The sequence below is a fragment of the Nocardioides sp. 31GB23 genome (assembly GCF_040012395.1).
GTDB lineage: Bacteria > Actinomycetota > Actinomycetes > Propionibacteriales > Nocardioidaceae > Nocardioides > Nocardioides salarius.
Genome location: NZ_JBDYKJ010000017.1, coordinates 43851 through 64228 on the forward strand (window position 1 = coordinate 43851; position 20378 = coordinate 64228).

21 protein-coding genes and 1 tRNA gene are annotated in these 20378 nt (G+C 73.8%); 10 read left to right on the forward strand and 12 right to left on the reverse strand.

Annotated features, from left to right (window positions below):
- The first annotated feature begins 4 nt into the window (after nt 1-4).
- From ABKW28_RS07455 to ABKW28_RS07470, 4 genes are read left to right on the forward strand one after another with little or no spacing between them, the layout of a single operon-like run.
- Nucleotides 5-526, forward strand: coding sequence for a SigE family RNA polymerase sigma factor (locus ABKW28_RS07455; RefSeq protein WP_348607821.1), 522 nt, complete (start codon nt 5-7; stop codon nt 524-526).
- Nucleotides 523-1932 (forward strand): hypothetical protein, encoded by a 1410-nt coding sequence (locus ABKW28_RS07460; RefSeq protein WP_348607823.1) that lies wholly within the window; start codon nt 523-525, stop codon nt 1930-1932. The genes ABKW28_RS07455 and ABKW28_RS07460 overlap by 4 nt, the downstream gene beginning before the upstream one ends.
- Nucleotides 1933-1983: 51 nt before the next feature.
- Nucleotides 1984-2505: a SigE family RNA polymerase sigma factor gene (locus ABKW28_RS07465; protein WP_348607829.1), complete on the forward strand. Its 522-nt coding sequence runs from the start codon at nt 1984-1986 to the stop codon at nt 2503-2505.
- The gene (locus tag ABKW28_RS07470) at nt 2502-3881 is read left to right on the forward strand and encodes a hypothetical protein (protein WP_348607832.1); all 1380 of its coding nucleotides are present in this window, start codon (nt 2502-2504) and stop codon (nt 3879-3881) included. The genes ABKW28_RS07465 and ABKW28_RS07470 overlap by 4 nt, the downstream gene beginning before the upstream one ends.
- Here the strand turns inward: ABKW28_RS07470 and ABKW28_RS07475 are convergent.
- From ABKW28_RS07475 to ABKW28_RS07495, 5 genes are all read right to left on the reverse strand, one after another.
- A complete protein-coding gene (locus tag ABKW28_RS07475) occupies nt 3860-4693 on the reverse strand; it encodes an MBL fold metallo-hydrolase (protein WP_307822890.1) in 834 nt (277 codons plus the stop codon). The two genes, ABKW28_RS07470 and ABKW28_RS07475, sit on opposite strands and share 22 nt — an antisense overlap.
- Nucleotides 4690-5559: an NUDIX hydrolase gene (locus ABKW28_RS07480; RefSeq protein ID WP_193669689.1), complete on the reverse strand. Its 870-nt coding sequence runs from the start codon at nt 5557-5559 to the stop codon at nt 4690-4692. The genes ABKW28_RS07475 and ABKW28_RS07480 overlap by 4 nt, the downstream gene beginning before the upstream one ends.
- A complete protein-coding gene (locus tag ABKW28_RS07485) occupies nt 5559-6026 on the reverse strand; it encodes a RidA family protein (RefSeq protein ID WP_193669690.1) in 468 nt (155 codons plus the stop codon). Before ABKW28_RS07485 ends, ABKW28_RS07480 begins: the two co-directional genes overlap by 1 nt.
- A gap of 10 nt (nt 6027-6036) precedes the next feature.
- Nucleotides 6037-6192 (reverse strand): hypothetical protein, encoded by a 156-nt coding sequence (locus ABKW28_RS07490; RefSeq protein ID WP_193669691.1) that lies wholly within the window; start codon nt 6190-6192, stop codon nt 6037-6039.
- A 139-nt stretch (nt 6193-6331) separates the two neighbouring features.
- Nucleotides 6332-8056, reverse strand: a complete 1725-nt coding sequence (locus ABKW28_RS07495) for a BCCT family transporter (protein ID WP_227491949.1) — start codon at nt 8054-8056, stop codon at nt 6332-6334.
- A 216-nt stretch (nt 8057-8272) separates the two neighbouring features.
- Between ABKW28_RS07495 and ABKW28_RS07500 the strand changes: the two genes are divergently transcribed.
- Together ABKW28_RS07500 and ABKW28_RS07505 are read left to right on the forward strand one after the other, a co-directional pair.
- Nucleotides 8273-9292, forward strand: coding sequence for an ArsA-related P-loop ATPase (locus ABKW28_RS07500; protein ID WP_348607834.1), 1020 nt, complete (start codon nt 8273-8275; stop codon nt 9290-9292).
- Nucleotides 9289-10497 (forward strand): ArsA-related P-loop ATPase, encoded by a 1209-nt coding sequence (locus ABKW28_RS07505; protein ID WP_348607837.1) that lies wholly within the window; start codon nt 9289-9291, stop codon nt 10495-10497. Before ABKW28_RS07500 ends, ABKW28_RS07505 begins: the two co-directional genes overlap by 4 nt.
- A 34-nt stretch (nt 10498-10531) precedes the next feature.
- Here the strand turns inward: ABKW28_RS07505 and ABKW28_RS07510 are convergent, their stop codons facing one another.
- Nucleotides 10532-10828 (reverse strand): WhiB family transcriptional regulator, encoded by a 297-nt coding sequence (locus tag ABKW28_RS07510; protein ID WP_193669693.1) that lies wholly within the window; start codon nt 10826-10828, stop codon nt 10532-10534.
- A 298-nt stretch (nt 10829-11126) separates the two neighbouring features.
- Between ABKW28_RS07510 and ABKW28_RS07515 the strand changes: the two genes are divergently transcribed.
- Entirely contained in the window at nt 11127-13535 is a 2409-nt protein-coding gene (locus ABKW28_RS07515) for a transglycosylase domain-containing protein (RefSeq protein ID WP_348607840.1), read from the forward strand.
- Between the two features lie 79 nt (nt 13536-13614).
- Here ABKW28_RS07515 and ABKW28_RS07520 read toward each other — a convergent pair whose 3' ends face one another.
- Nucleotides 13615-14073, reverse strand: coding sequence for a GatB/YqeY domain-containing protein (locus tag ABKW28_RS07520; RefSeq protein ID WP_193669694.1), 459 nt, complete (start codon nt 14071-14073; stop codon nt 13615-13617).
- A 26-nt stretch (nt 14074-14099) separates the two neighbouring features.
- On the opposite strand from ABKW28_RS07520, the gene ABKW28_RS07525 reads away from it, so the two are divergent.
- The 3 genes from ABKW28_RS07525 (at nt 14100) to ABKW28_RS07535 (ending at nt 16157) form a co-directional block, all read left to right on the forward strand.
- Nucleotides 14100-15038, forward strand: a complete 939-nt coding sequence (locus ABKW28_RS07525) for a metallophosphoesterase (RefSeq protein WP_193669695.1) — start codon at nt 14100-14102, stop codon at nt 15036-15038.
- A gap of 87 nt (nt 15039-15125) precedes the next feature.
- Nucleotides 15126-15199: transfer RNA gene (locus ABKW28_RS07530), tRNA-Pro, on the forward strand.
- A 133-nt stretch (nt 15200-15332) separates the two neighbouring features.
- Nucleotides 15333-16157, forward strand: a complete 825-nt coding sequence (locus ABKW28_RS07535; RefSeq protein ID WP_348607842.1) for a hypothetical protein — start codon at nt 15333-15335, stop codon at nt 16155-16157.
- Between the two features lie 17 nt (nt 16158-16174).
- Here the strand turns inward: ABKW28_RS07535 and ABKW28_RS07540 are convergent, their stop codons facing one another.
- The 5 genes from ABKW28_RS07540 to ABKW28_RS07560 form a co-directional block, all read right to left on the reverse strand.
- Nucleotides 16175-17221: an aspartate-semialdehyde dehydrogenase gene (locus ABKW28_RS07540; protein WP_348607844.1), complete on the reverse strand. Its 1047-nt coding sequence runs from the start codon at nt 17219-17221 to the stop codon at nt 16175-16177.
- Nucleotides 17218-18501: an aspartate kinase gene (locus tag ABKW28_RS07545; protein WP_193669698.1), complete on the reverse strand. Its 1284-nt coding sequence runs from the start codon at nt 18499-18501 to the stop codon at nt 17218-17220. The genes ABKW28_RS07540 and ABKW28_RS07545 overlap by 4 nt, the downstream gene beginning before the upstream one ends.
- 137 nt (nt 18502-18638) lie before the next feature.
- Nucleotides 18639-19298: a DUF5063 domain-containing protein gene (locus tag ABKW28_RS07550; protein ID WP_193669699.1), complete on the reverse strand. Its 660-nt coding sequence runs from the start codon at nt 19296-19298 to the stop codon at nt 18639-18641.
- On the reverse strand, nt 19295-19891 hold the full coding sequence (recR, locus tag ABKW28_RS07555; RefSeq protein WP_193669700.1) for a recombination mediator RecR: 597 nt from the start codon (nt 19889-19891) through the stop codon (nt 19295-19297). The genes ABKW28_RS07550 and recR overlap by 4 nt, the downstream gene beginning before the upstream one ends.
- Before the next feature lie 11 nt (nt 19892-19902).
- Nucleotides 19903-20295 (reverse strand): YbaB/EbfC family nucleoid-associated protein, encoded by a 393-nt coding sequence (locus ABKW28_RS07560; RefSeq protein ID WP_348607846.1) that lies wholly within the window; start codon nt 20293-20295, stop codon nt 19903-19905.
- Nucleotides 20296-20378: the final 83 nt, after the last annotated feature.

Here is a 20378-nt window from a genome sequence, read left to right on the forward strand (position 1 = left end):
AGCCATGGGGACACGCCGCGAGCGGCGCGAGGAGCAGCACGACGCCTTCGAGGCGTTCGTGCGCGCCCGCACCCCGGCGCTGACCCGCACGGCGTACCTGCTGACCGGCGACGCGCACCTGGCCGAGGACCTGGTCCAGAGCGCGCTGCTCCAGGCCGCCGAGCACTGGCACCGCATCGAGACCTCGCCCGAGGCCTACGTGCGGCGCACGCTCTACACCCAGCAGGTCTCGATCTGGCGACGCCGCCGCGGGGTGCGCGAGCAGTCCCTGGGCTCGTACGACGCCGCTGCCGCGGCCGGGCACGACCCCGACCTGCGGCTGAGCCTGGTCGAGGCGCTGCGTCGGCTGACCAGCCGCCAGCGCACCGTGCTGGTGCTGCGCTTCTTCGAGGACCTGACCGAGCCGCAGGTGGCCGACCTCCTCGGGGTGAGCCGCGGCACGGTCAAGTCGACCACCCACCACGCGCTCGCGCGCCTGCGGGTCCTCGCCCCCGACCTGGCCGACCTCGTGGAGGACCCCGCATGAGCCCGCACCCGCCGCTGAAGGACCTGCTCGAGCAGGCCGCCGAGACCGTGCCGCCCGCCGAGGTGCCGCGCGACACCTGGCAGCGCGGCCGTCGGCGGCACCGCCGGTCGCTGGCGCTGCGGGCGGCCGCGGTCGTGGGGGTCGTCGCCCTGGTCGCGGCCACTCCCGGGCTGCTGGACCGGGCCACCGACCGCTCCGCGCCCCAGCCCGCCGATGGCGGGGCAGCGGGGCCGGGCCTGCCGGACCACCTGCACTCGGTGCCGGAGCGGATGTCGGACCTCAGCAACGGCGGCGCCTGGGCCCGCGACGAGGTCAGCGACGACCTGGCCGTCGGTCCCGCGGCCGCGGCCTGGGTCACCCGGGCCGGGCTGCCGGTGCTCGTCGACGCAGCCGACGGCGACTACCACCTGCTGGACCTCCCCGACGTGGTGACGGCGAGCCCGCTGACCGTCACCTGGATGCCGGGCGAGGCAGCACCCCTCGCGCTCTCCCCCGACGGCACCGAGCTGGCCTACGCGTACGCCTGGCCCGCCACCGACGACGGCACGGCGGTGCCGTCGGGCGTCCGGGTGGTGGACCTGGTGACCGGGGAGGTGACCCGGGACCTGCCGCTCGAGGGGGGCGCCGGGGTGGCCGTGACCCAGGTGTCGTGGTCGCCGGACGGCTCCTGGTTGGCCTGGAGCGGGTACGAGACGTCCTACTGGACGACCTCCGCGCTCCGAGGCAGCGGCGGGGTCTCCGGGACCATCGCCCCCGACGGGACCCAGCGACGCCTCGACCCGGCCGGAAGCAGCGTCGTCGTCGGTGACGACGGCACCGCCGTCGCGCTGACGAACGGCACCGTGCGGGTGCACGGACCCGACGGCGGGCGCTCGGCCCGCCGGAGCACGGGCATCCCGGAGACCACTGACGCTGCGGCGCTCTCGCCCGACGGCTCCGTCCTCGCCGTCGGCACCGAGGCGCGCCACGACCTCGTGACGCTGGGCATCGGCCGTGACGAGGTGACGACCCGGTCGGGCCAGGCGCCCGGCGCCGGCACCTGGTCGGTGCGCCCCCTGGGCTGGGTCGGCGAGTCGGTCCTGGTGCAGCGCACACCGACCGACGGCGGCGACGGCCGCCTCAGCCTGGTGCCCGTGGACGGCGACCGGCCGGTACGCGACGTCGGCACCGTCGACGGTTACGCCGGCGGCGCCCGGGAGGGGATCGGGCCGCTGAGCGTGGCCACCGCCCTGGTCACCGAGCAGCGGCCCACTCTCTCCCGCCCTGCCCCGGACTGGCCCTGGTCGGACGAGCGCCGGGTGCTCACCGGCACCCTGGGCGGGCTGGGCCTGCTCCTCGCCGCCGGCCTGGCCTGGGTCGTCGTACGCCGCCGGCGCAGGGCTCGCGGAGACGTCGCCGAGGAGTGACCCCCGCGGGTGGCCCTTCGCGCGTATGCCTGGGTGAGAGAGGGTGATGCAGTGGCGTCCGGACCGGGCATGGACTTCGAGTCGTTCGTGCGCGCCCGCACACCGGCCCTCTCCCGCACCGCGTACCTCCTGACGGGGGACGCCCACCTGGCGGAGGACCTCGTGCAGACAGCGCTCTTCAAGGCGGCCCGGGCGTGGCCGCGCCTCTCCGGCGACCCGGAGCCCTACGTGCGGCGCATCCTCTACACCCAGAACATCTCCTGGTGGCGCTCGAGGCGCCACCTCACCGAGCAGCCGCTCGGCGGGTACGACGCCCCGGCGGCCGAGCGCTCCGACCCGGCGCTGCGCCTGAGCCTCGAGGAAGCGCTCGCCCGCCTGACCAGCCGCCAGCGCACCGTGCTGGTGCTGCGCTACTTCGAGGACCTCACCGAGGTGCAGACCGCGGCCGCGCTGGGCATCCGCCCCGGCACCGCCAAGTCGCTGACCCGCCAGGCGCTGGCCCGCCTCCGCACCCTGGCCCCCGAGCTCGCCGAGCTCGTCGGGCACCCCGCGGCCAAGGAGGTGGCCCGATGAGCCGGCCGCTGCGCGAGGAGCTCGAGCGGATCGCCGAGCGCGCCCCGGTGGCCGAGGTGCCCGCCGACACCTGGGAGCGGGCGCGGCGCAGCGTGCGGCGCGACGCCCTCGCCGTCGTGGCCGCGGTGGCCGCGGTGGTGGCCCTGGTCGCCGGCGCGCTCGCGTGGCTGCCCGACCGGGCCGAGGTCGCCCCGGCCGAGGGCGACGCGGGTGCGCTGCCGGCGTACCTGCCGGTGCCGAGCGGCCGGCAGGCCGTCCGCGCCACCGACGACCTCGCCGTGGGGGCCCAGGCGGCCGCGATGGTGCCCGACATCCCGCAGGGCAACCGGCAGGTCGTCGCGGTGGACGCGCGCACCGGCGAGTACCGGGGGCTCGACCTGCCCCGCTTCGGCGCCGCCGCGGGCCGCGACCTCAGCGGCACCGTGCACCCCGTGGCGCTCTCGCCCGACGGCACCACGCTGGCCTACCCCACCGTCTCGGGGCTCCCCGTGGGGGCCACGCTGCGCACCGGCCTGGGCATCGTCGACCTGACCACCGGCGAGGTGCGCCAGGTGGCCCTGGAGGACGCAGGGCGCCCCGTCCTGGTGCGCACGGTCTCCTTCTCACCCGGCGGCGGCTGGCTGCTCTGGACGGGGCAGCCGGTGCTGCCGCGCGGCAGCGGCAGGTCCTTCGGGGACGCCGCCGTCTCCGGCCGCGTCGCCCCGGGGTCGACCCGCTCCGTGCCGCTGCCCGGCCGCGACCGAGGAACCGGGCTCTCCGTCGGCATCGACGACCAGGGCACCGTCGCGCGGGTGGGCGCGTCGACGCGCCTGCTGCCCGTCGACGACGACTCGGCGCCCCGCGCCCTGCCGGGCGTGGAGGGCGTCGTGCTCAGCGGCACCGTCGACGACAGCGCCGTGAGCCACCTGGTCAACACCTACCAGCCGGGGGACGACCGCGAGGCCGCGTACAGCTGGGTCACCGCCAGCCGTGCGGACCCCGACGCCGCACCACGGCGCCTCGGCCTCGCCGATGCCCTCCTGGGCGCCACCTGGCGGGTGCTGGAGTGGGTCGACCCCGACCACGTCGTCGTGGCCGTCGACGTCTCCGAGGACGGCTCCACCCTCGAGACGCAGGTCGGCGTGCTCACCCTGGCCGCCGGCGGCGCGACCTTCGAAGCGGTGCTCGTCAGCGGCCCCGACGCGCACGCCCTCACCGTGGCCACCGACCTGCTCGCCGACGGCGCCGCCGCGGTGGAGCGCCCGCTGCCCGCCTTCGCCGAGGAGCGACGCTCCCGCACCTGGTGGTGGGTCGGCGGCGGGCTGGCGCTCGTGGGCGCGCTGGCGCTCGCCCGTGCGGTCGTACGCCGCCGCGCTCAGCGCCGCTCGGCCAGGTAGGCCAGCTGGGCCCGCACCGACAGCTCGGCGGCGCCCCAGAGCACCGGGTCGACGTCGGCGTAGACGATCTCGACGACGCGCCGCGGCACCTCGTCGACGGCGATGCCCTCGGGGTGCGGGGCGGCGCGCAGCGTGTCGACCGCGGCCTGCACCTGCTCGAGCCGCTCGCGGCGGTGGTCCTGGTAGTAGCCGATCGCGCCCAACGCGTCGTCGATCACCGGGCCGTGGCCGGGCCAGATGGTGGCGACCTCCTGGGCCTCGGCCAAGGCGCGCAGGCGGCCGAGGGAGCCCAGGTAGGCGCCCAGCTCGCCGTCGGGGTGGGCGACCACGGTGGTGCCGCGGCCCAGCACGGTGTCACCGGTCAGCACCGCCCGCTCGGCGGGCAGCACGAAGGACAGCGAGTCGGCGGTGTGGCCGGGGGTGCCCACGACGCGCACCTCGAGCCCGTCGACCTCGACGACGTCACCGTCGTCGAGCCCCTCGGAGCCCAGCTGGTGGCGCGGGTCGAGGGCCCTCACGCCGCAGCCCATCCGCTCGGCGAACTCCTTGGCTGCCTCGGAGTGGTCGTGGTGGTGGTGGGTCAGCAGCACCGCCCCCACCTCGCCGGCCGCCTCGGCCACCGCGTCGAGATGGGCCAGGATCGAGGGACCCGGGTCGACCACGACCGAGCGGCGGGCCCCCGGCTCGCGCAGCACCCAGGTGTTGGTGCCGTCGAGGGTCATGTGGTCGGCGTTGGGCGCCAGCACGCAGCGCGCCCGCTCGCCGAACGACCCGCCGGCCCAGCCGGAGGGACCCACGACGGGCGTGCTCACGCCTGCCTCCGCTCGCTGACGAGCGGGCGCAGCCGGTCGGGCAGCGACAGGGTCCAGCCGTCCCCCAGCGGCTCCACGGTCGGGGTGAACATCTGCACCGAGCGCTCCCGGGCCGCCTCCAGCACCGCGGCCGGGTCGGCGTACGTGCCGACCTCCATCGAGGTCAGGTAGGTCGGCGGCATCATCGCCAGCTCGCCGGCGTCGGCCTGGTCGGCCGCGACCCGCGCGGGCAGCCAGGTCACCGACGACGACTCGCTGGAGACGTCGCGGGTCACCTGACCGGCGGGGAGCTCGGCGACGAAGAACCAGGTGCGGTAGCGCCTGGGCTCGAAGACCGGGGTCAGCCAGGCGTCCCAGACGCCCAGCAGGTCGGTGCGCAGCACCAGCCCGCGGCGGTTGAGGAAGTCGGTCATCGCCAGCTCGCGCGACTCCAGGGCGACCCGGTCGGCCTCCCAGTCGTCGGCCGTGGTGTCGGCCACGACGTCGCCGTCGGAGACGCCGGCCAGCAGCACCCCCGACTCCTCGAAGGTCTCGCGCACCGCCGCGCAGACCAGCGCCCGGGCGGTCTCCTCGTCACAGCCCAGCCGCTCGCCCCAGGCCGCCGGGTCGGGCCCGGCCCAGCCCACCTGCGCGTCGAAGTCGCGCGGGTCGACGCCGCCGCCGGGGAAGACCGCCATCCCGGCCGCGAAGTCCATCGAGACCTGGCGGCGCAGGTAGTAGGCCTCGGGCCCGGTCTCGCCGCCGCGCAGCACGATCACGGTCGCCGCGTTGCGCGGCTCGACCGGCTCGCGGGTGCCGTCGGCGTACTCCGCGGCCAGGGCCACGACCTTGTCGGGCAGCGGCACGGGCGGCAGCGGGATGCGCATCAGGCGTCGGCCACCTCGACCACCAGCTCGACCTCGACGGGCGAGTCGAGCGGGAGGACCGGCACCCCGACGGCCGAGCGGGCGTGCACCCCGGCCTCGCCGAAGACCTTGCCGAGCAGCTCGGAGACACCGTTGGCGACCCCGGGCTGGCCGGTGAAGTCGGGGGTGGAGGCCACGAAGCACACGACCTTCACGACGCGCGCGACCCGGGAGAGCTCGCCGACCTCGGCGCGCACCGCGGCGATGGCGTTGAGCGCGCACTGCACGGCGCACTCGTAGGCCTCCTCCGCGGTGACCTCGCCGCCGACCTTGCCGGTGGCCATCAGCTCGCCGCTGCGCATCGGCAGCTGGCCGGAGGTGAAGACGTGCGCGCCCGAGCGGACCGCCGGCACGTACGCCGCCACCGGGGCGGCCACCTCGGGCACCGCGTGGCCGAGGTCGGCCAGGCGCTCCTCGGGAGTGCTCACAGCCCGCTCCTTAGCCCTGGGCCGGGCGCTTGAGGAAGGCCACGAGGCCGCCCTGGGCGTTGGTCTGGATGGTCACCAGCTCCCAGCCGTCCTGGCCGAAGTTGTTGAGCATCAGGGCCTCGTTGTGGAGCGGAATCGGCGCCACCTGGTATTCCCACGTCGTCATGGGCCGCACCCTACTCGCCGCGGCAGCGCCGCCACCGCCCCCCGCGGAGGCGTCGTACGACGACACGGCCCCGACCGCGCGCGGGGCGCGGCCGGGGCCGTGTCTGGGTGGTGCTGGGTCGTGCTGGGTGGTGCTGGGGTCAGCGGCGGTGCGTGGTGCTGGTCGAGGAGTCCTCGACCACCGGGATCGTGCCGCTGTCCTGCAGCCCCTCGGTGACCTCGTCGGCGATCTGCGTCGCCAGCCACTTGCGCTTCTTGCGCTGGATGACGCGGTTCTCGGCGAGCAGCGCCTTGGCGGTGGCGATCATCAGCAGCACCATGATGATGCTGAACGGGGCCGCGACCAGGATGGCGCTGGTCTGCAGCGCCGCCAGTCCGCCGGCGCCGGCCATCAGCAGCACCGCTGCCACGACGCCCTCCATGCCGGCCCAGAACGCGCGGCTCCACACCGGCGGGTTCGGGTCGCCGCCCTCGGCGAGCATGTCGACCACGAAGGAGCCCGAGTCGGAGCTGGTCACGAAGAAGACCACGATCAGGAAGATCGCGACCACGCTGAGCAGGGTGCCCAGGGGGAGGGTGTCGAGCATCTGGAAGAGCGCGAGGTCGGTGCTCACGCCCTCCTCGCCGATCAGGCCGCCGCCGCCGAACATCTCGGTCCAGATGGCCGTGCCACCGAGCACCGAGAACCACAGGAAGGTGACCATCGTCGGCACCAGCAGCACGCCGAGCACGAACTCGCGCACGGTGCGCCCGCGCGAGATGCGCGCGATGAAGACGCCGACGAACGGCGCCCAGCTCATCCACCAGCCCCAGTAGTAGGTGGTCCAGCCCGACAGCCAGCTCTGGCCGGCCTCGCCCTGGAAGGGGCGCACGTCGAAGGAGAGCTTGAGGAAGTTCTGCAGGTAGGACCCGATCTGGGTCACGAAGTCGCTCAGCAGGAAGACGGTCGGGCCGAGCAGCAGCACGGCGGCCAGCAGGCCGGCCGCGACGCCCATGTTGATGTTCGACAGGTAGCGGATGCCCTTGTCGACGCCGGTGACCACGGAGACGAGCGCGATGCCGGTGATGACGGCGATCAGCAGGACCAGCAGCGGGGTGCTGGCCTCGTCGACGACGCCCAGGAAGCTCAGGCCGGCGCCGACCTGCTTGACGCCGAAGCCGAGCGAGGTGGCGACACCGAAGAGGGTGCCGACGATCGCGACGACGTCGACGACGTCGCCCCAGAAGCCGAGGATGCGCTTGCCGAGCAGCGGCTCGAGCGCCCAGCGGATCGAGATCGGGCGGCCCTTGCGGTGCACGGCGTAGGCGATCGCGAGGCCCACCACGACGTAGATGGCCCAGGCGTGCAGGCCCCAGTGCAGGAAGGTGGTGTCCATCGCGGTGCGGGCGACCTGGTCGGGCCCGCCGGCGACGTCGGTGCCCGGGGGCGGGGTGGCCACGTGGTTGAGCGGCTCGGCGACGCCCCAGAACACCAGGCCGATGCCCATGCCGGCCGCGAAGAGCATCGCGAACCAGGACTTGAGCCCGAACTCGGGGTCCTCGTCGTCCTTGCCCAGGACGATCGAGCCCATCGGCGAGAGGGCCATCCACAGGGAGAAGGCGACGAACGACGTCACCACGAGGACGTACCACCAGCCGAGGTCGATGACGACGGTGTTGTTGGCCTTCTGCAGCAGGTCACCCATGCCGGTGGGGAAGATCGCGGCGGCCGCGGAGAAGACCACCAGGATCACGGCGGCGGGGATGAAGACGCGGGGTGCGGCCATCGGGAAGCGGCGCCGCGCAGCACCCTCGGCGCGGTCGGGCGCGTCGGAGGCCGGCTCGTCCGGATGAGCGGGTCGGTCTGTGGGTGGGCTGGACGTCATGACTGCCTCTCGGTCGGGATCACTCTGAGTCGGTCGTGCTGAGTCGGTCGTGCTCGGTCGGGCGTACCCACCGCAGGGCCCTCGTGGGGCCGCCGGGCCCCGAGGCCGGCGCGGGAGCAACCGATCACGTTACCGCCCGGACACCCCGCTCGTCACACCTGCGGGTGGTGCGCGACCACCCGGCGGGGTGCGAGCGCGCGCACTAGGCTCGCGTCCGTGACACGTACCGACTGGTCCGAGGTGCAGCTGCACGTGGTGACGGGCAAGGGCGGCACCGGCAAGTCCACCGTCGCCGCCTCCCTGGCCCTGGCGCTGGCCGCCGAGGGCCGCCAGGTGCTCCTCTGCGAGGTCGAGGGGCGCCAGGGCATCGCCCGGATGTTCGACGTGGACCCGCTGCCCTACGCCGAGCGCCGCATCGCCACCGGCCTGGCCGACCCCGGGAGCGGCACCACCGGCAGCAGGCCCGGCACCGTGCACGCGCTGCACATCGACCCCGAGGCCGCGCTCCTGGAGTACCTCGCGCTCTACTACAAGCTCGGCCGGGCCGGGCGGGCGCTCGACCGCTTCGGCGTGATCGAGTTCGCCACCACCATCGCCCCGGGCGTGCGCGACGTCCTGCTCACCGGCAAGGTCTACGAGGCCGTGCAGCGCAACAGCCGCAACAAGGGCGCGGTGCAGTACGACGCCGTGGTGCTCGACGCCCCGCCCACCGGCCGGATCACCCAGTTCCTCAACGTCAGCGACGAGCTGGCGGGGCTGGCCAAGGTCGGCCCGATCCGCGCCCAGTCGGACACGATGATGACGCTCTTCCGCTCGCCGCGCACCGCCGTGCACCTGGTGACGGTGCTCGAGGAGATGCCGGTGCAGGAGACGGCAGACGGCATCGCGCAGCTGCGCGAGGCGGGCCTGCCCGTCGGGGCCGTCGTGGTCAACCAGGTGCGCCCACGCGACCTGGCCACGGGCGATCTCGCCGACGCGCTCGCCGGCCGGCTCGACCGCGCGCAGCTGCGCGGCGACCTCGAGTCCGCCGGTGTCGAGGTCACCGCCCCCCTGCTCGACGGGCTGGTCGCCGAGGCGCGCGACCACGCCGAGCGGCGGGCGCTCGAGGACGCGCAGCGCCGGCTGGTCGCCGACTTCGACGTGCCGGTGGTGGAGCTGCCGCGGCTCGCAGGCGGCGTCGACCTCGGCGGCCTCTACGACCTCGCGGCCACCCTCGACGAACAGGGGCTCCGATGACCCAGGCCACCAGCACCCGCCGCGGCGACCGCGCCCGGCCCCGCGTCGGCCCGCTCGCCGCCCACCCCTCGCCGGCGCCCGACCTCGACGTCGACGCGCTCATCGACGACCCGGCGACCCGCATCGTCGTCTGCACCGGCTCGGGAGGCGTGGGCAAGACCACCACGTCGGCGGCGCTGGCGCTGCGCGCCGCCGAACGGGGCCGTTGCGTGGTCGTGCTGACCATCGACCCGGCCCGCCGCCTCGCGCAGTCGATGGGCATCGAGGAGCTCGACAACACCCCTCGCCCCGTGGCCGGCGTCGAGGGCCCGGGCCGCCTCGACGCGATGATGCTCGACATGAAGCGCACCTTCGACGAGGTGGTGGAGAGCCAGGCCACCCCCGAGAAGGCCCGCCAGATCCTCGAGAACCCCTTCTACATCGCCCTGTCGAGCTCGTTCGCCGGCACCCAGGAGTACATGGCGATGGAGAAGCTGGGCCAGATCGATACCGACGCACGGCGCGAGGGCACCTACGACCTGATCGTGGTCGACACCCCGCCCTCGCGCTCGGCCCTGGACTTCCTCGACGCGCCCGAGCGGCTCTCCAGCTTCCTCGACGGCAGGTTCATCCGCCTGATGCTCGCGCCCGCGCGCGGCCCGGCGCGCCTGGTCACGGCGGGGCTGGGCCTGGTGACCGGCGCGCTGACCAAGATCCTGGGCGCGCAGGTCCTCACCGACCTGCAGACGTTCGTCGCCGCCCTCGACACCGTCTTCGGAGGCTTCCGCCAGCGGGCGCAGCGCACCTACGCGCTGCTGCAGGCCGAGGGCACCGCGTTCGTGGTGGTCGCGGCCCCCGAGCCCGACGCGCTGCGCGAGGCCGCCTACTTCGTCGAGCGGCTGCGTGGCGACGCGATGCCGCTGGCGGGGCTGGTGGTCAACCGCGTCAGCCCGGCGGCGTACGACGAGCTCGGGGCCGACGAGGCGATGGCCGCGGCCGAGCGGCTGCGCACCCGCGGCGGCCACGACCTGGGCGCCGGACTGCTGCGGCTGCACGCCGACCGGGTGCGGCTGGTGCAGCGCGAGGCGGGCCTGCGGGCACGCTTCGCGGCCGCGCACCCCGATGTGCCGACGACGACCGTGCCGGCGCTGGCAGGCGACGTGCACGACCTCGACGGGCTGCGCCGGGTCGGCGACCTGCTGGGCAGCGCCCCCACCGGCGGCTGATCGGCGGCTGACCGGCGGCTGGGCGCCGGCAGGATCAGCGAGCGCGCAGCGGCTCGGCCTCGACCGTGCCGCGGGTGCGTGCGTTCTCGAGCACCGAGCGCCACGAGGCGGCCGGGCGGCGGCGCAGCAGTGCCCGGCGCTCACGCTCGGTCATCCCGCCCCACACGCCCCACTCGATCTGGTTGTCGAGCGCCTCGGCGAGGCACTCGGTGCGCACCGGGCAGCCCTGGCAGACCTGCTTGGCCTTGTTCTGCTCCGCTCCGCGAACGAACAGCTGATCCGGCTGCGCCGCCCGGCAGGCAGCGCGCGGTGTCCAGTCCTCAACCCACATGACGAGTCCCCACATCCTTGTCGCGAGAGCGTGCGTCGGCGGGCCCCGTTGCGTCCCCTGGGGCCGGCACCGACGTCGCTCTCATGTCCCTGCCTCTCAGTAAAGGGCCACGACACGCTGGGGGACAGGTCATTTCGACCCAAAGGACATGGCCCGAAATGACTAGACCGATGTGGTCAGGCTCACTGGGGTGCGACGACGAAGGATGTCGTGTTCTCGCCCCGGCGCGGCTCCTGGGAGGTACCGTGCCGGGCTCGACGATGGGTCGGCCGTGCGCTGCTCCCGTACGCTGGGCGCCATGCCCGCGTCTCGTCCTGCCAGCCGTGTCGCCTCCCACCTCGCCGTGATGGTCGCGATCTCCGCCGTGCTGGGCGTGGTCGTCGCCGGGCTCGCGATCCCCTTCGCGGGCGTCGTGGGCATCGGCGCGCGCAACCTCGCCGACACCATGGACCAGCTGCCGGCCGAGCTCGAGACCGAGGCGCTGGCGCAGAAGACCACGATCCTCGACGTCGACGGCAACACCCTGGCCACCCTCTACGACCAGAACCGCGTCGAGGTCCCGCTCTCGCAGGTCTCGCGCAAGATGGTCAAGGCGATCGTCGGCATCGAGGACGCCCGCTACTACGAGCACGGCGCCCTCGACGTGCGGGGCACGATGCGCGCCTTCGTGACCAACCAGGCCGAGGGCGGCGACGTCCAGGGCGGGTCCTCGATCACCCAGCAGCTGGTCAAGCAGACGCTGGTGATCCAGGCCAAGACCGACGAGGAGCGCGAGGCCGCGACCGCGACGACGTACGCGCGCAAGCTCAAGGAGCTGCGCTACGCCGTGGCCATGGAGCAGCGCCACTCCAAGGACTGGATCCTCGAGCGCTACCTCAACATCGCCTACTTCGGCGACGGCGCCTACGGCATCCAGGCCGCCGCCCAGCACTTCTTCAGCGTCAACGCCAACAAGCTCAACATGCAGCAGTCGGCCCTGCTGGCCGGCCTGGTGCGCAACCCCGTGGGCTACGACCCGGTCGACAACCCCGAGCGCGCCACCGAGCGGCGCAACGTGGTGCTCGAGCGGCTCGCCGACCTGGGCGTCGTCAAGCAGAAGCGCGCCGACCGGCTCCAGGACAAGCCCCTGGGCCTGAAGGTGCAGAAGACCTCCGACGGGTGCGTCTTCACCGCCGCCCCGTTCTTCTGCGACTACGTGCTGCGCTACCTGGTCACCGACCCGGCGCTGGGCAGGACCAAGAAGGAGCGGCGCGCGCTGCTCGAGTCGGGCGGCCTGACCATCCGCACCACCCTCGACCAGGACTACCAGGACGCCGCCGACGCGGCGGTCCGCGAGGGCGTCAACCCCACCGACCAGGCCATCGGCGGGCTCGCGATGGTCGAGCCCGGCACCGGGCAGGTGCGCGCGATCGCCCAGTCGCGCCCGGTCGGCGACGGCCCGGGCCAGACCTACCTCAACTACGTGGTGCCCCGGAAGTACGGCGACTCGGGCGGCTTCCAGCCCGGCTCGACGTTCAAGGCCTTCGTGCTGGCCGCCGCGATCGAGCAGGGCATCCCGCTCAACACCCAGATCAACAGCCCCGAGCAGATCGAGGTCGCCCAGAGCTCGTTCGGGGTGTGCGGCGGGCAGAACTACCAGTCCACCGACACCTACGAGGTCGGCAACTCGACCAGCTCGGGCACCTTCGACCTCTACCAGGGCACCCAGCTGTCGGTGAACACCTTCTTCATCCAGCTGGCGCAGCGCACCGGGTTGTGCCAGCCCTACCGCCTGGCCAAGAAGATGGGCGTGCGGCTGACCGACAAGAACAGCGAGATGGTGCCGTCCTTCCCGCTCGGCGTGGCCAGCGTCAGCCCGCTCGAGATGGCCGAGGCCTACGCGACCTTCGCCGCGCGTGGCCAGCACTGCGCCTCGCGGCCGGTCACCTCCATCGAGGACGCCAACGGCAACGTGCTCAAGCAGTACCCCGCCAAGTGCCGCCAGGTGCTGAAGGCCTCGACCGCCGACGCCGTCAGCGACATCCTGCGCGGCGTCATCGAGCCCGGCGGCTTCGCCCAGGCCGAGGCGCTCGACAGCCCGGCCGCGGGCAAGACCGGCACCACCCAGAACGGCCGCTCGGTCTGGTTCGTGGGCTACACCCCGGAGATGGCGGCCGCCGCGATGATCGCCGGCGCCAACCAGGCCGGCACCCCGATCACGCTGACCGGCCAGACCGTCGGCGGGCGCTACGTCTCCTCGGCCTCCGGCTCCGGCTACGCCGGGCCGATCTGGGGCGACGCGATGAAGGCGATCGACGACCAGCTGCCCGACACGGGGTTCACCGCTCCCGACGCCACGGTCGTCAACGGCGTCACGGTCTCGCTGCCCTCGGTGAGCGGGATGACCCTCGAGGGGGCCACCCAGGTGCTCGAGGAGGCCGGCTTCGGCGTCAGCAACGGCGGCTACGTGAACTCGTCCTACTCCTCCGGCACCGTCGCCTACTCCTCCCCCAGCGGCAGCGCGCCCTCCGGCTCGCAGATCACGCTCTACCTCTCCAACGGCACCCCCGCACCCCCGCCGCCTCCCCCCTCCAACAACAACGGCGGCGGCAACGGCGGCGGCGGCAACGGCGGCGGCGGCGGTGGCAACGGCGGTGGCGGCGGCAACGGCGGTGGCGGCGGCAACGGTGGCGGTGGTGGGAACGGCGGGGGGAACGGGCGCGGCTGACCCGGCCCAAACTTCCCGCCGACCCGGCCCGAACTTCGCCTCGACCCGGCCCAGATCTCCCCTCCGCGGGGTCTCGAGGTCAGCCGAGCTGTCGCCGGACCTCCGCGGCCACGGCTGCACCGTCGGCGCGGCCCTTGACCTGGGGCTGGACGACGCCCATCACCTTGCCCATGGCCTTCATGCCCTCGCCCGCGGAGCCGGTCGACTCCACGGCGGCGGCGACGATGCGCTCGATCTCGGCCGCGTCGAGCTGCTCGGGCAGGTAGACCGCGATCACCTCGGCCTCGGCACGCTCCTTGGCGGCGCTCTCCTCGCGACCGCCCTCGTCGAAGGCCGCCGCGGCCTCACGACGCTTCTTGGCCTCGGCGCCGAGGACCGTGACGACCTCGTCGTCGGAGAGCTCGCGGGCGGTCTTGCCGGCGACCTCGGCGTTGGCGACCGCGGCGAGCACCATCCGCAGGGTCGAGGAGCGGACCTGGTCGCGGGCCTTCATGGCGGTGGTCAGGTCGGCGCGCAGCTGGTCCTTGAGGGTGCTCATGACCGACATTGTGACAGCCTGTGCCGGTGAGCCTCACCCCGCTTCTGACCCGCGGCGGCGCTGCCCTGCTCGGAGCCGCGACGCTAGGCGGCGCAGCCGTGACGGCGTACGCCGTGCGCGAGACGCGGCAGTTCGTGCTGCGCCGCGTCGAGGTGCCGCTGCTGCCCGCGGGGTCCGACCCGCTGCGCGTGCTGCACCTCAGCGACATCCACATGACCCCGCGCCAGCACCGCAAGCAGGAGTGGCTGGCGGGGCTGGCCACGCTGCGCCCCGACCTCGTGGTCGACACCGGCGACAACCTCGCCCACCAGGGCGCGGTCCCCTTCGTGACCGACTCCCTCGGCCCGCTGCTCGACGTCCCCGGCGTGTTCGTGCACGGCTCCAACGACTACTTCGAGCCGCGGCTGCGCAACCCGCTGCGCTACGTGCTGCCCGACGACGGCACCCGCCACACCGACGTGCCCCAGCTGCCGTGGCGCGACCTGAGCGCCACCTTCACCGAGCACGGCTGGCTCGACCTGACCAACACCCGCGGCCGGCTGCACGTCGGCGGGCTCGACCTGGCCTTCGTCGGCGTCGACGACCCGCACCTGGAGTACGACGACCTGGGCGCGGTCGCGGGGCCGGCCGACCCGGCCGCCGACGTGCGCCTGGCCGTCGCGCACGCGCCGTACGTGCGGGTGCTCGACCGGTTCGCCGCCGACGGGCACGACGCGATCCTCGCCGGGCACACCCACGGGGGCCAGGTGTGCCTGCCGGGAGGCCGGGCACTGACCACCAACTGCGACCTCGACCCGGCGCGTGCGCGCGGGCTGCACCGCCACCCCGCGGCCTCCACCCCCGGCGACCCGGGCTCGGCGTGGCTGCACGTCAGCGCCGGTCTCGGCACCAGCCCCTACGCCCAGGTGCGCACGGCGTGCCGCCCCGAGGCCACCCTGCTCACGCTGGTGCCGCGCGGGCGGTGACGGAGCGCGGGGGCCCGATTGGGGTGCTCCTCGGCGCTCCGGTATGCTCCGGTGCTCGTGGGGCCAGCCTCGGCTGGACCCATGGATCGGGCTGTGGCGCAGCTTGGTAGCGCGCCTCGTTCGGGACGAGGAGGCCGCAGGTTCAAATCCTGTCAGCCCGACAGATCCGATGTTCCCGGCATCGAGCAGCCGGGCCCACGAGAGTGGGCCCGGCTGCTGTCATCTCAGGACGTGGCGCTGCGCCACCGTCGCTCGCGGGCCCGGCCACCGGGGTCCGCGTGCCAGAATGCGCGCATGGCAGACGACGACCGCTCCGCGGACAGCCCGTCCCTGGAGGCGCCCTCGCTCGGGCTCGGCCGGTGGCGCCGCCGGAAGAAGACCGCTGACGAGGCCGCGCCCGCCGCGGCGACCGGGAGCAGCGACGACGCCACCGCGACCGTCCCCGTCGTCGAGCCGGAGCCGCTGCCCGACGTCGAGCCGACCCCGCAGCCCGAGCCCGACCCGGTCCCCGAGCCCACGCCGGCCCCGGCGCCGACTCCGCCGCCGGCCTCCCGCGAGCCCGTACGCCGCCCCACGCCTCCTGCCCGGCCCGCCCAGCAGCCCGCCCAGCAGCAGGTCCCGCAGCAGGCCGCGGAGACGCGGACGGCGCAGACCGCGGGCGCGCCCCTCTTCGTCGACGAGGTGGCCGCTGACGAGCCGCCCGCCGCCCGCAGCCGCTCACCGTTCTCGAGCCTCTTCGGGCTGCGCGGGCGCAGCGCGGCCGCCGCCACCGGCGCCGTCGTGGGGGCGCTGGTGGTCGTGCTGACCTGGCTCTCGCTGCGCCTGTGCGAGGTGCTGCAGGGCACGCCGTCCTGCGGCAACCCCGGCATCTTCCTGCTGCTGGCCATCATGGTGGCCATGGTGGTCCTGGGCGGCGCGATGCTGCGCGCGGCCGGGGCGCCCGACCCCACCAGCACCGCCTTCCTCGCGGTCGGCCTGCTGTGCGTGGTGGCGCTGCTGTTCCTGGTCGACGCGCTGATGTCACCGTGGATGGCGATCGTCATCCCGCTGGTGGCCGTCGGGGCGTTCGTGCTCTCGCACTGGGTCACCACCGCGGTGGTCGAGCCCGCCCGCGACTGACACCAGCGGCCGGAGCCTCAGCGGGCCGCGGCGACCAGCTCGGCGATCTGCACGGTGTTCAGTGCGGCGCCCTTGCGCAGGTTGTCGTTGGAGACGAAGAGCGCGAGCCCCCGGCCACCCGGGACGCCCTCGTCGGCACGGATGCGACCGACGTACGACGGGTCCTTGCCGGCGGCCTGCAACGGCGTGGGGATCTCGCTGAGCTCGACACCCGGAGCAGCCGCCAGCAGCTCGGTGGCGCGCTCGACGCCCAGCGGCGAGGCGAACTCGACGTTGAGGGCCAACGAGTGCCCGGTGAAGACCGGCACCCGCACGCAGATGCCCGAGACGGCCAGCTCGGGCAGCCCGAGGATCTTGCGCGACTCGTTGCGCAGCTTCTGCTCCTCGTCGGTCTCACCGAGACCGTCGTCGACCAGGTTGCCGGCGAAGGGCAGCACGTTGTGGGCGATGGTGCGCCGGTAGACGCCCGGCTCGCCGAAGTCGACGGCCTCGCCGTCGTAGGCCAGCTCGCGGGCCTTCTCGCCCGCCGCCTCGACCTGCCCGGCGAGCTCCTCGACGCCGGCGACGCCGGAGCCGGAGACGGCCTGGTAGGTCGACGCGATCAACCGCACCAGCCCGGCCTCGTCGTGCAGCGGCTTGAGCACCGGCATCGCGGCCATCGTGGTGCAGTTCGGGTTCGCGATGATGCCGCGACCGGCCTCGATCACGGCGGCGGCCGCCTCGGGGTTCACCTCGGCGACCACGAGCGGGATCTCGGGGTCCAAGCGGTAGGCGCTGGAGTTGTCGACCACGATGACGCCGGCCTCCACGAAGCGCGGCACCAGCGCGCGCGACGCGGTGGCGCCCGCGGAGAAGAGCGCGATGTCGAGACCGGTGGGGTCGGCGGTCTCGGAGTCCTCGACCACGACCTCGGTGCCGGCGAAGTCGAGCACCTTGCCGGCCGAGCGGGCCGAGGCGAAGAAGCGGATCTCCTCGACCGGGAAGTCGCGCTCGGCCAGGATCTGGCGCATGGCGACGCCCACCTGGCCCGTGGCGCCGACCACGCCGATGCGCAGCCCGCTCATCGGCCGGTCCCGCCGTACACGACCGCCTCGACCTCGTCGGCGTCGAGGTCGAACGCCGTGTGGGTCGCGGCCACCGCGGCGTCGACGTCCTCGTCGGCGACCACCACGCTGATGCGGATCTCGGAGGTGGAGATCATGCCCAGGTTGACCCCGGCCTCGGCGATCGCCGAGAAGAACTTCGCCGTCACTCCCGGGTGGCTGCGCATGCCCGCGCCGATGAGCGAGACCTTGCCGACCTTGTCGTCGTAGAGCAGCGTCTCGAAGCCGATCTCCTCCTGCAGCCCCGCCAGCGTCGTCATCGCGGTCTGGCCGTCGGTGCGCGGCAGGGTGAAGGAGATGTCGGTCAGGTTGGTCGAGGCCGCCGACACGTTCTGGACGATCATGTCGAGGTTGATCTGGGCCTCGGCCAGCGCGGCGAAGATGCGTGCCGCCTCGCCGACCTTGTCGGGCACACCGGTGACGGTGATCTTGGCCTCGCTGCGGTCGTGCGCGACGCCGGCGATGATGGCTTGCTCCATGGTGCCCTCCTCGGGCGCGGGGTCCTCGATGCTGCCGGAGACGATGGTGCCGTCGAGCTGGCTGAACGAGGAACGGACGTGGATCGGGATGTCGAAGCGACGCGCGTACTCCACGCAGCGCAGGTGCAGGATCTTGGCCCCGCTGGCAGCCAGCTCGAGCATCTCCTCGTAGGTGACGCGGTCGAGCTTGCGGGCGCTGGGGACGATGCGCGGGTCGGCGGTGAAGACGCCGTCGACGTCGGTGTAGATCTCGCAGACGTCGGCCTCGAGGGCCGCCGCCAGCGCGACCGCGGTGGTGTCGGTGCCGCCGCGCCCCAGGGTGGTGATCTCCTTGGTGTCCTGGGAGACGCCCTGGAAGCCGGCGACGATGACGATGTGGCCCTCGTCGATGGCGGTGCGGATGCGGCCCGGGGTGACGTCGATGATCTTGGCCTTGCCGTGCACCGAGTCGGTGATCACGCCGGCCTGCGACCCGGTGAAGGAGCGGGCGCTGTAGCCGAGGTCGCTGATGGCCATCGCCACCAGCGCCATCGAGATCCGCTCCCCCGCGGTCAGCAGCATGTCGAGCTCGCGGGCCGGCGGCAGCGGGCTGACGGCCTGCGCCTTCTCGAGCAGGTCGTCGGTCGTGTCCCCCATCGCCGAGACGGCCACGACGACGTCGTTGCCGGCCTTCTTGGCCTCGACGATGCGGCGCGCGACCCGCTTGACCGCGGCGGCGTCAGCGACCGACGAACCGCCGTACTTCTGGACGACAATGCCCACGACAAAATTCCCGTTCCGGATGCGAGGGGCGTGGGCCGCGGGCCCACGATGACCGGGGTCGGAGTCTACCGGGGCCGCCAGGGGCCACCCGCCCCCATCTCACGGCACCGACGTCGTCGGCGCGAGCGCTCCTCGCCTCAGGGCCGGTCGGTGAGCAGCGCGTCGGCGGCCGCGACCTGGTCGGCGTCGAGGTCCACGTCGACGTCGAGGCGGTCGTGGGCCACCACCGAGAGCAGCGCGTTGAGCGCGGCGCCGGCGAGGTTGCCCCAGGAGGAGACGTAGGAGAACTGCCACCACCACAGCGCCTCGCCCACGTTGCCGTCACGGAAGTGGCGCAGCCCCGTGTCGAGGTCGGTCGCGATCGCCGCGAGGTCGTCGGAGAGCTGGCTCTCGACGACCTCGGGCACGTAGGGGTCGAAGACGAAGCTGTAGGTGTCGATGTTGTCGAGCATCAGCGCCAGGCGCATGCGCAGCTCGTCGAGGTCCGGCTCGGGGCCCACGTCGGGCTGGTAGCGCGAGTGCGGCGTGAAGTCCTGCTGGGCGCCCAGCCGCGCACCGGCGAGCAGCACCTGGCTGATCTCCAGGAGCAGCAGCGAGATCGCCCGGCCGCCGTCGGCCTCCTTGGCGATGGCGCGCAGCGCCAGCAGGAAGCTGGCCACCTGGTCGGCGATCTGCTGGGCGAACTCCTCGGTCTCGGCGTCGAGCGCCAGGGCCTCCACGAGGGCCTCGGCCAGGCCGCCCGGGGGCTCGCCGGCCCCGCCGTGCACGTCGTCGGTACCGCTGCTGGTGCTGGTCATTCCGCTGCCCGCCTTCCTGCGAACGCCCGTCCGAGGGTCACCTCGTCGGCGTACTCGAGGTCCCCACCCACCGGCAGTCCACTCGCCAACCGGGTCACGCGCAAGTCCATCACCTTCAGCATCCGGGTGAGGTAGGTCGCCGTGGCCTCGCCCTCGAGGTTGGGGTCGGTGGCCAGGATGACCTCGGTGACCACCCCGTCGGCCAACCGCGTCATCAGCTCGCGGATGCGCAGCTGGTCGGGGCCGATGCCGTCGATCGGGCTGATCGCGCCGCCCAGCACGTGGTAGCGGCCGCGGTACTCGCGGGTGCGCTCGATGGCGACGACGTCCTTGTACTCCTCGACCACGCACAGCACCGCCGGGTCCCGGCGCGGGTCACGACAGATCCGGCACTGCTCGTCCTCGGAGACGTTGAAGCACACCGAGCAGAACTTGACCTTGGCCTTGACCTCGAGCAGCACGTCGGCCAGGCGGCGTACGTCGACGGGGTCGGCCTGCAGCAGGTGGAACGCGATGCGCTGGGCACTCTTCGGCCCGACCCCGGGCAGGCGCCCGAGCTCGTCGATGAGGTCCTGGACGACGCCTTCGTACAAGGTCGCGCGCCCTAGAAGCCGAGCTGGCCGGGCAGGCCGCCCGGAGCGCCGCCGCCGGGCGTCCCACCGCCGGCGAGCGGGCCGAGCGCCTCGCCGGCCATGGTGTCGGCCTGCGCCTTCGCGTCGCGGTAGGCCGCGACGATCATGTCGCCCAGGTCGCTGAGGTCGTCGGCGTCGCTGCCGTCGAAGCCGCCCGCCTTGATGTCGACGCCGACGAGCTCGCCGACCCCGTTGACCCGCACGGTCACGGCGCCGCCGGCGACGGTGCCCTCGACCTCTGCCTCGGCCAGGCGCTCCTGGGCCTGCTGGAGCTGCTCCTGCATCTGCTGGGCCTGCTGCAGCAGCGCGTTCATGTCGAGGCCGCCGCCTGCGCCGCCGAGCGCCTCGAAGGGGTTCTGGCTCATGGGGTCACCTCTGGGTGTCGTGGATCTGGCTGTCGTGGGTCTGGGTCGTGGATTCGCGGTGGGTGGTGCGGGATGTGCCCAGT

Bases quoted from the DNA above. Each gene is read 5' to 3' on its own strand.
- ABKW28_RS07495 (WP_227491949.1), bottom strand. From the start codon at position 8,056: ATGACGTCCAGCCCACCCACAGACCGACCCGCTCATCCGGACGAGCCG.
- ABKW28_RS07460 (WP_348607823.1), top strand. From the start codon at position 523: ATGAGCCCGCACCCGCCGCTGAAGGACCTGCTCGAGCAGGCCGCCGAG.
- ABKW28_RS07480 (WP_193669689.1), bottom strand. From the start codon at position 5,559: ATGCGCATCCCGCTGCCGCCCGTGCCGCTGCCCGACAAGGTCGTGGCC.
- ABKW28_RS07470 (WP_348607832.1), top strand. From the start codon at position 2,502: ATGAGCCGGCCGCTGCGCGAGGAGCTCGAGCGGATCGCCGAGCGCGCC.
- ABKW28_RS07535 (WP_348607842.1), top strand. From the start codon at position 15,333: ATGGCAGACGACGACCGCTCCGCGGACAGCCCGTCCCTGGAGGCGCCC.
- ABKW28_RS07560 (WP_348607846.1), bottom strand. From the start codon at position 20,295: ATGAGCCAGAACCCCTTCGAGGCGCTCGGCGGCGCAGGCGGCGGCCTC.
- ABKW28_RS07455 (WP_348607821.1), top strand. From the start codon at position 5: ATGGGGACACGCCGCGAGCGGCGCGAGGAGCAGCACGACGCCTTCGAG.
- ABKW28_RS07550 (WP_193669699.1), bottom strand. From the start codon at position 19,298: ATGACCAGCACCAGCAGCGGTACCGACGACGTGCACGGCGGGGCCGGC.
- ABKW28_RS07490 (WP_193669691.1), bottom strand. From the start codon at position 6,192: ATGACGACGTGGGAATACCAGGTGGCGCCGATTCCGCTCCACAACGAG.
- ABKW28_RS07510 (WP_193669693.1), bottom strand. From the start codon at position 10,828: ATGTGGGTTGAGGACTGGACACCGCGCGCTGCCTGCCGGGCGGCGCAG.
- ABKW28_RS07505 (WP_348607837.1), top strand. From the start codon at position 9,289: ATGACCCAGGCCACCAGCACCCGCCGCGGCGACCGCGCCCGGCCCCGC.
- ABKW28_RS07540 (WP_348607844.1), bottom strand. From the start codon at position 17,221: ATGAGCGGGCTGCGCATCGGCGTGGTCGGCGCCACGGGCCAGGTGGGC.
- ABKW28_RS07515 (WP_348607840.1), top strand. From the start codon at position 11,127: ATGCCCGCGTCTCGTCCTGCCAGCCGTGTCGCCTCCCACCTCGCCGTG.
- ABKW28_RS07520 (WP_193669694.1), bottom strand. From the start codon at position 14,073: ATGAGCACCCTCAAGGACCAGCTGCGCGCCGACCTGACCACCGCCATG.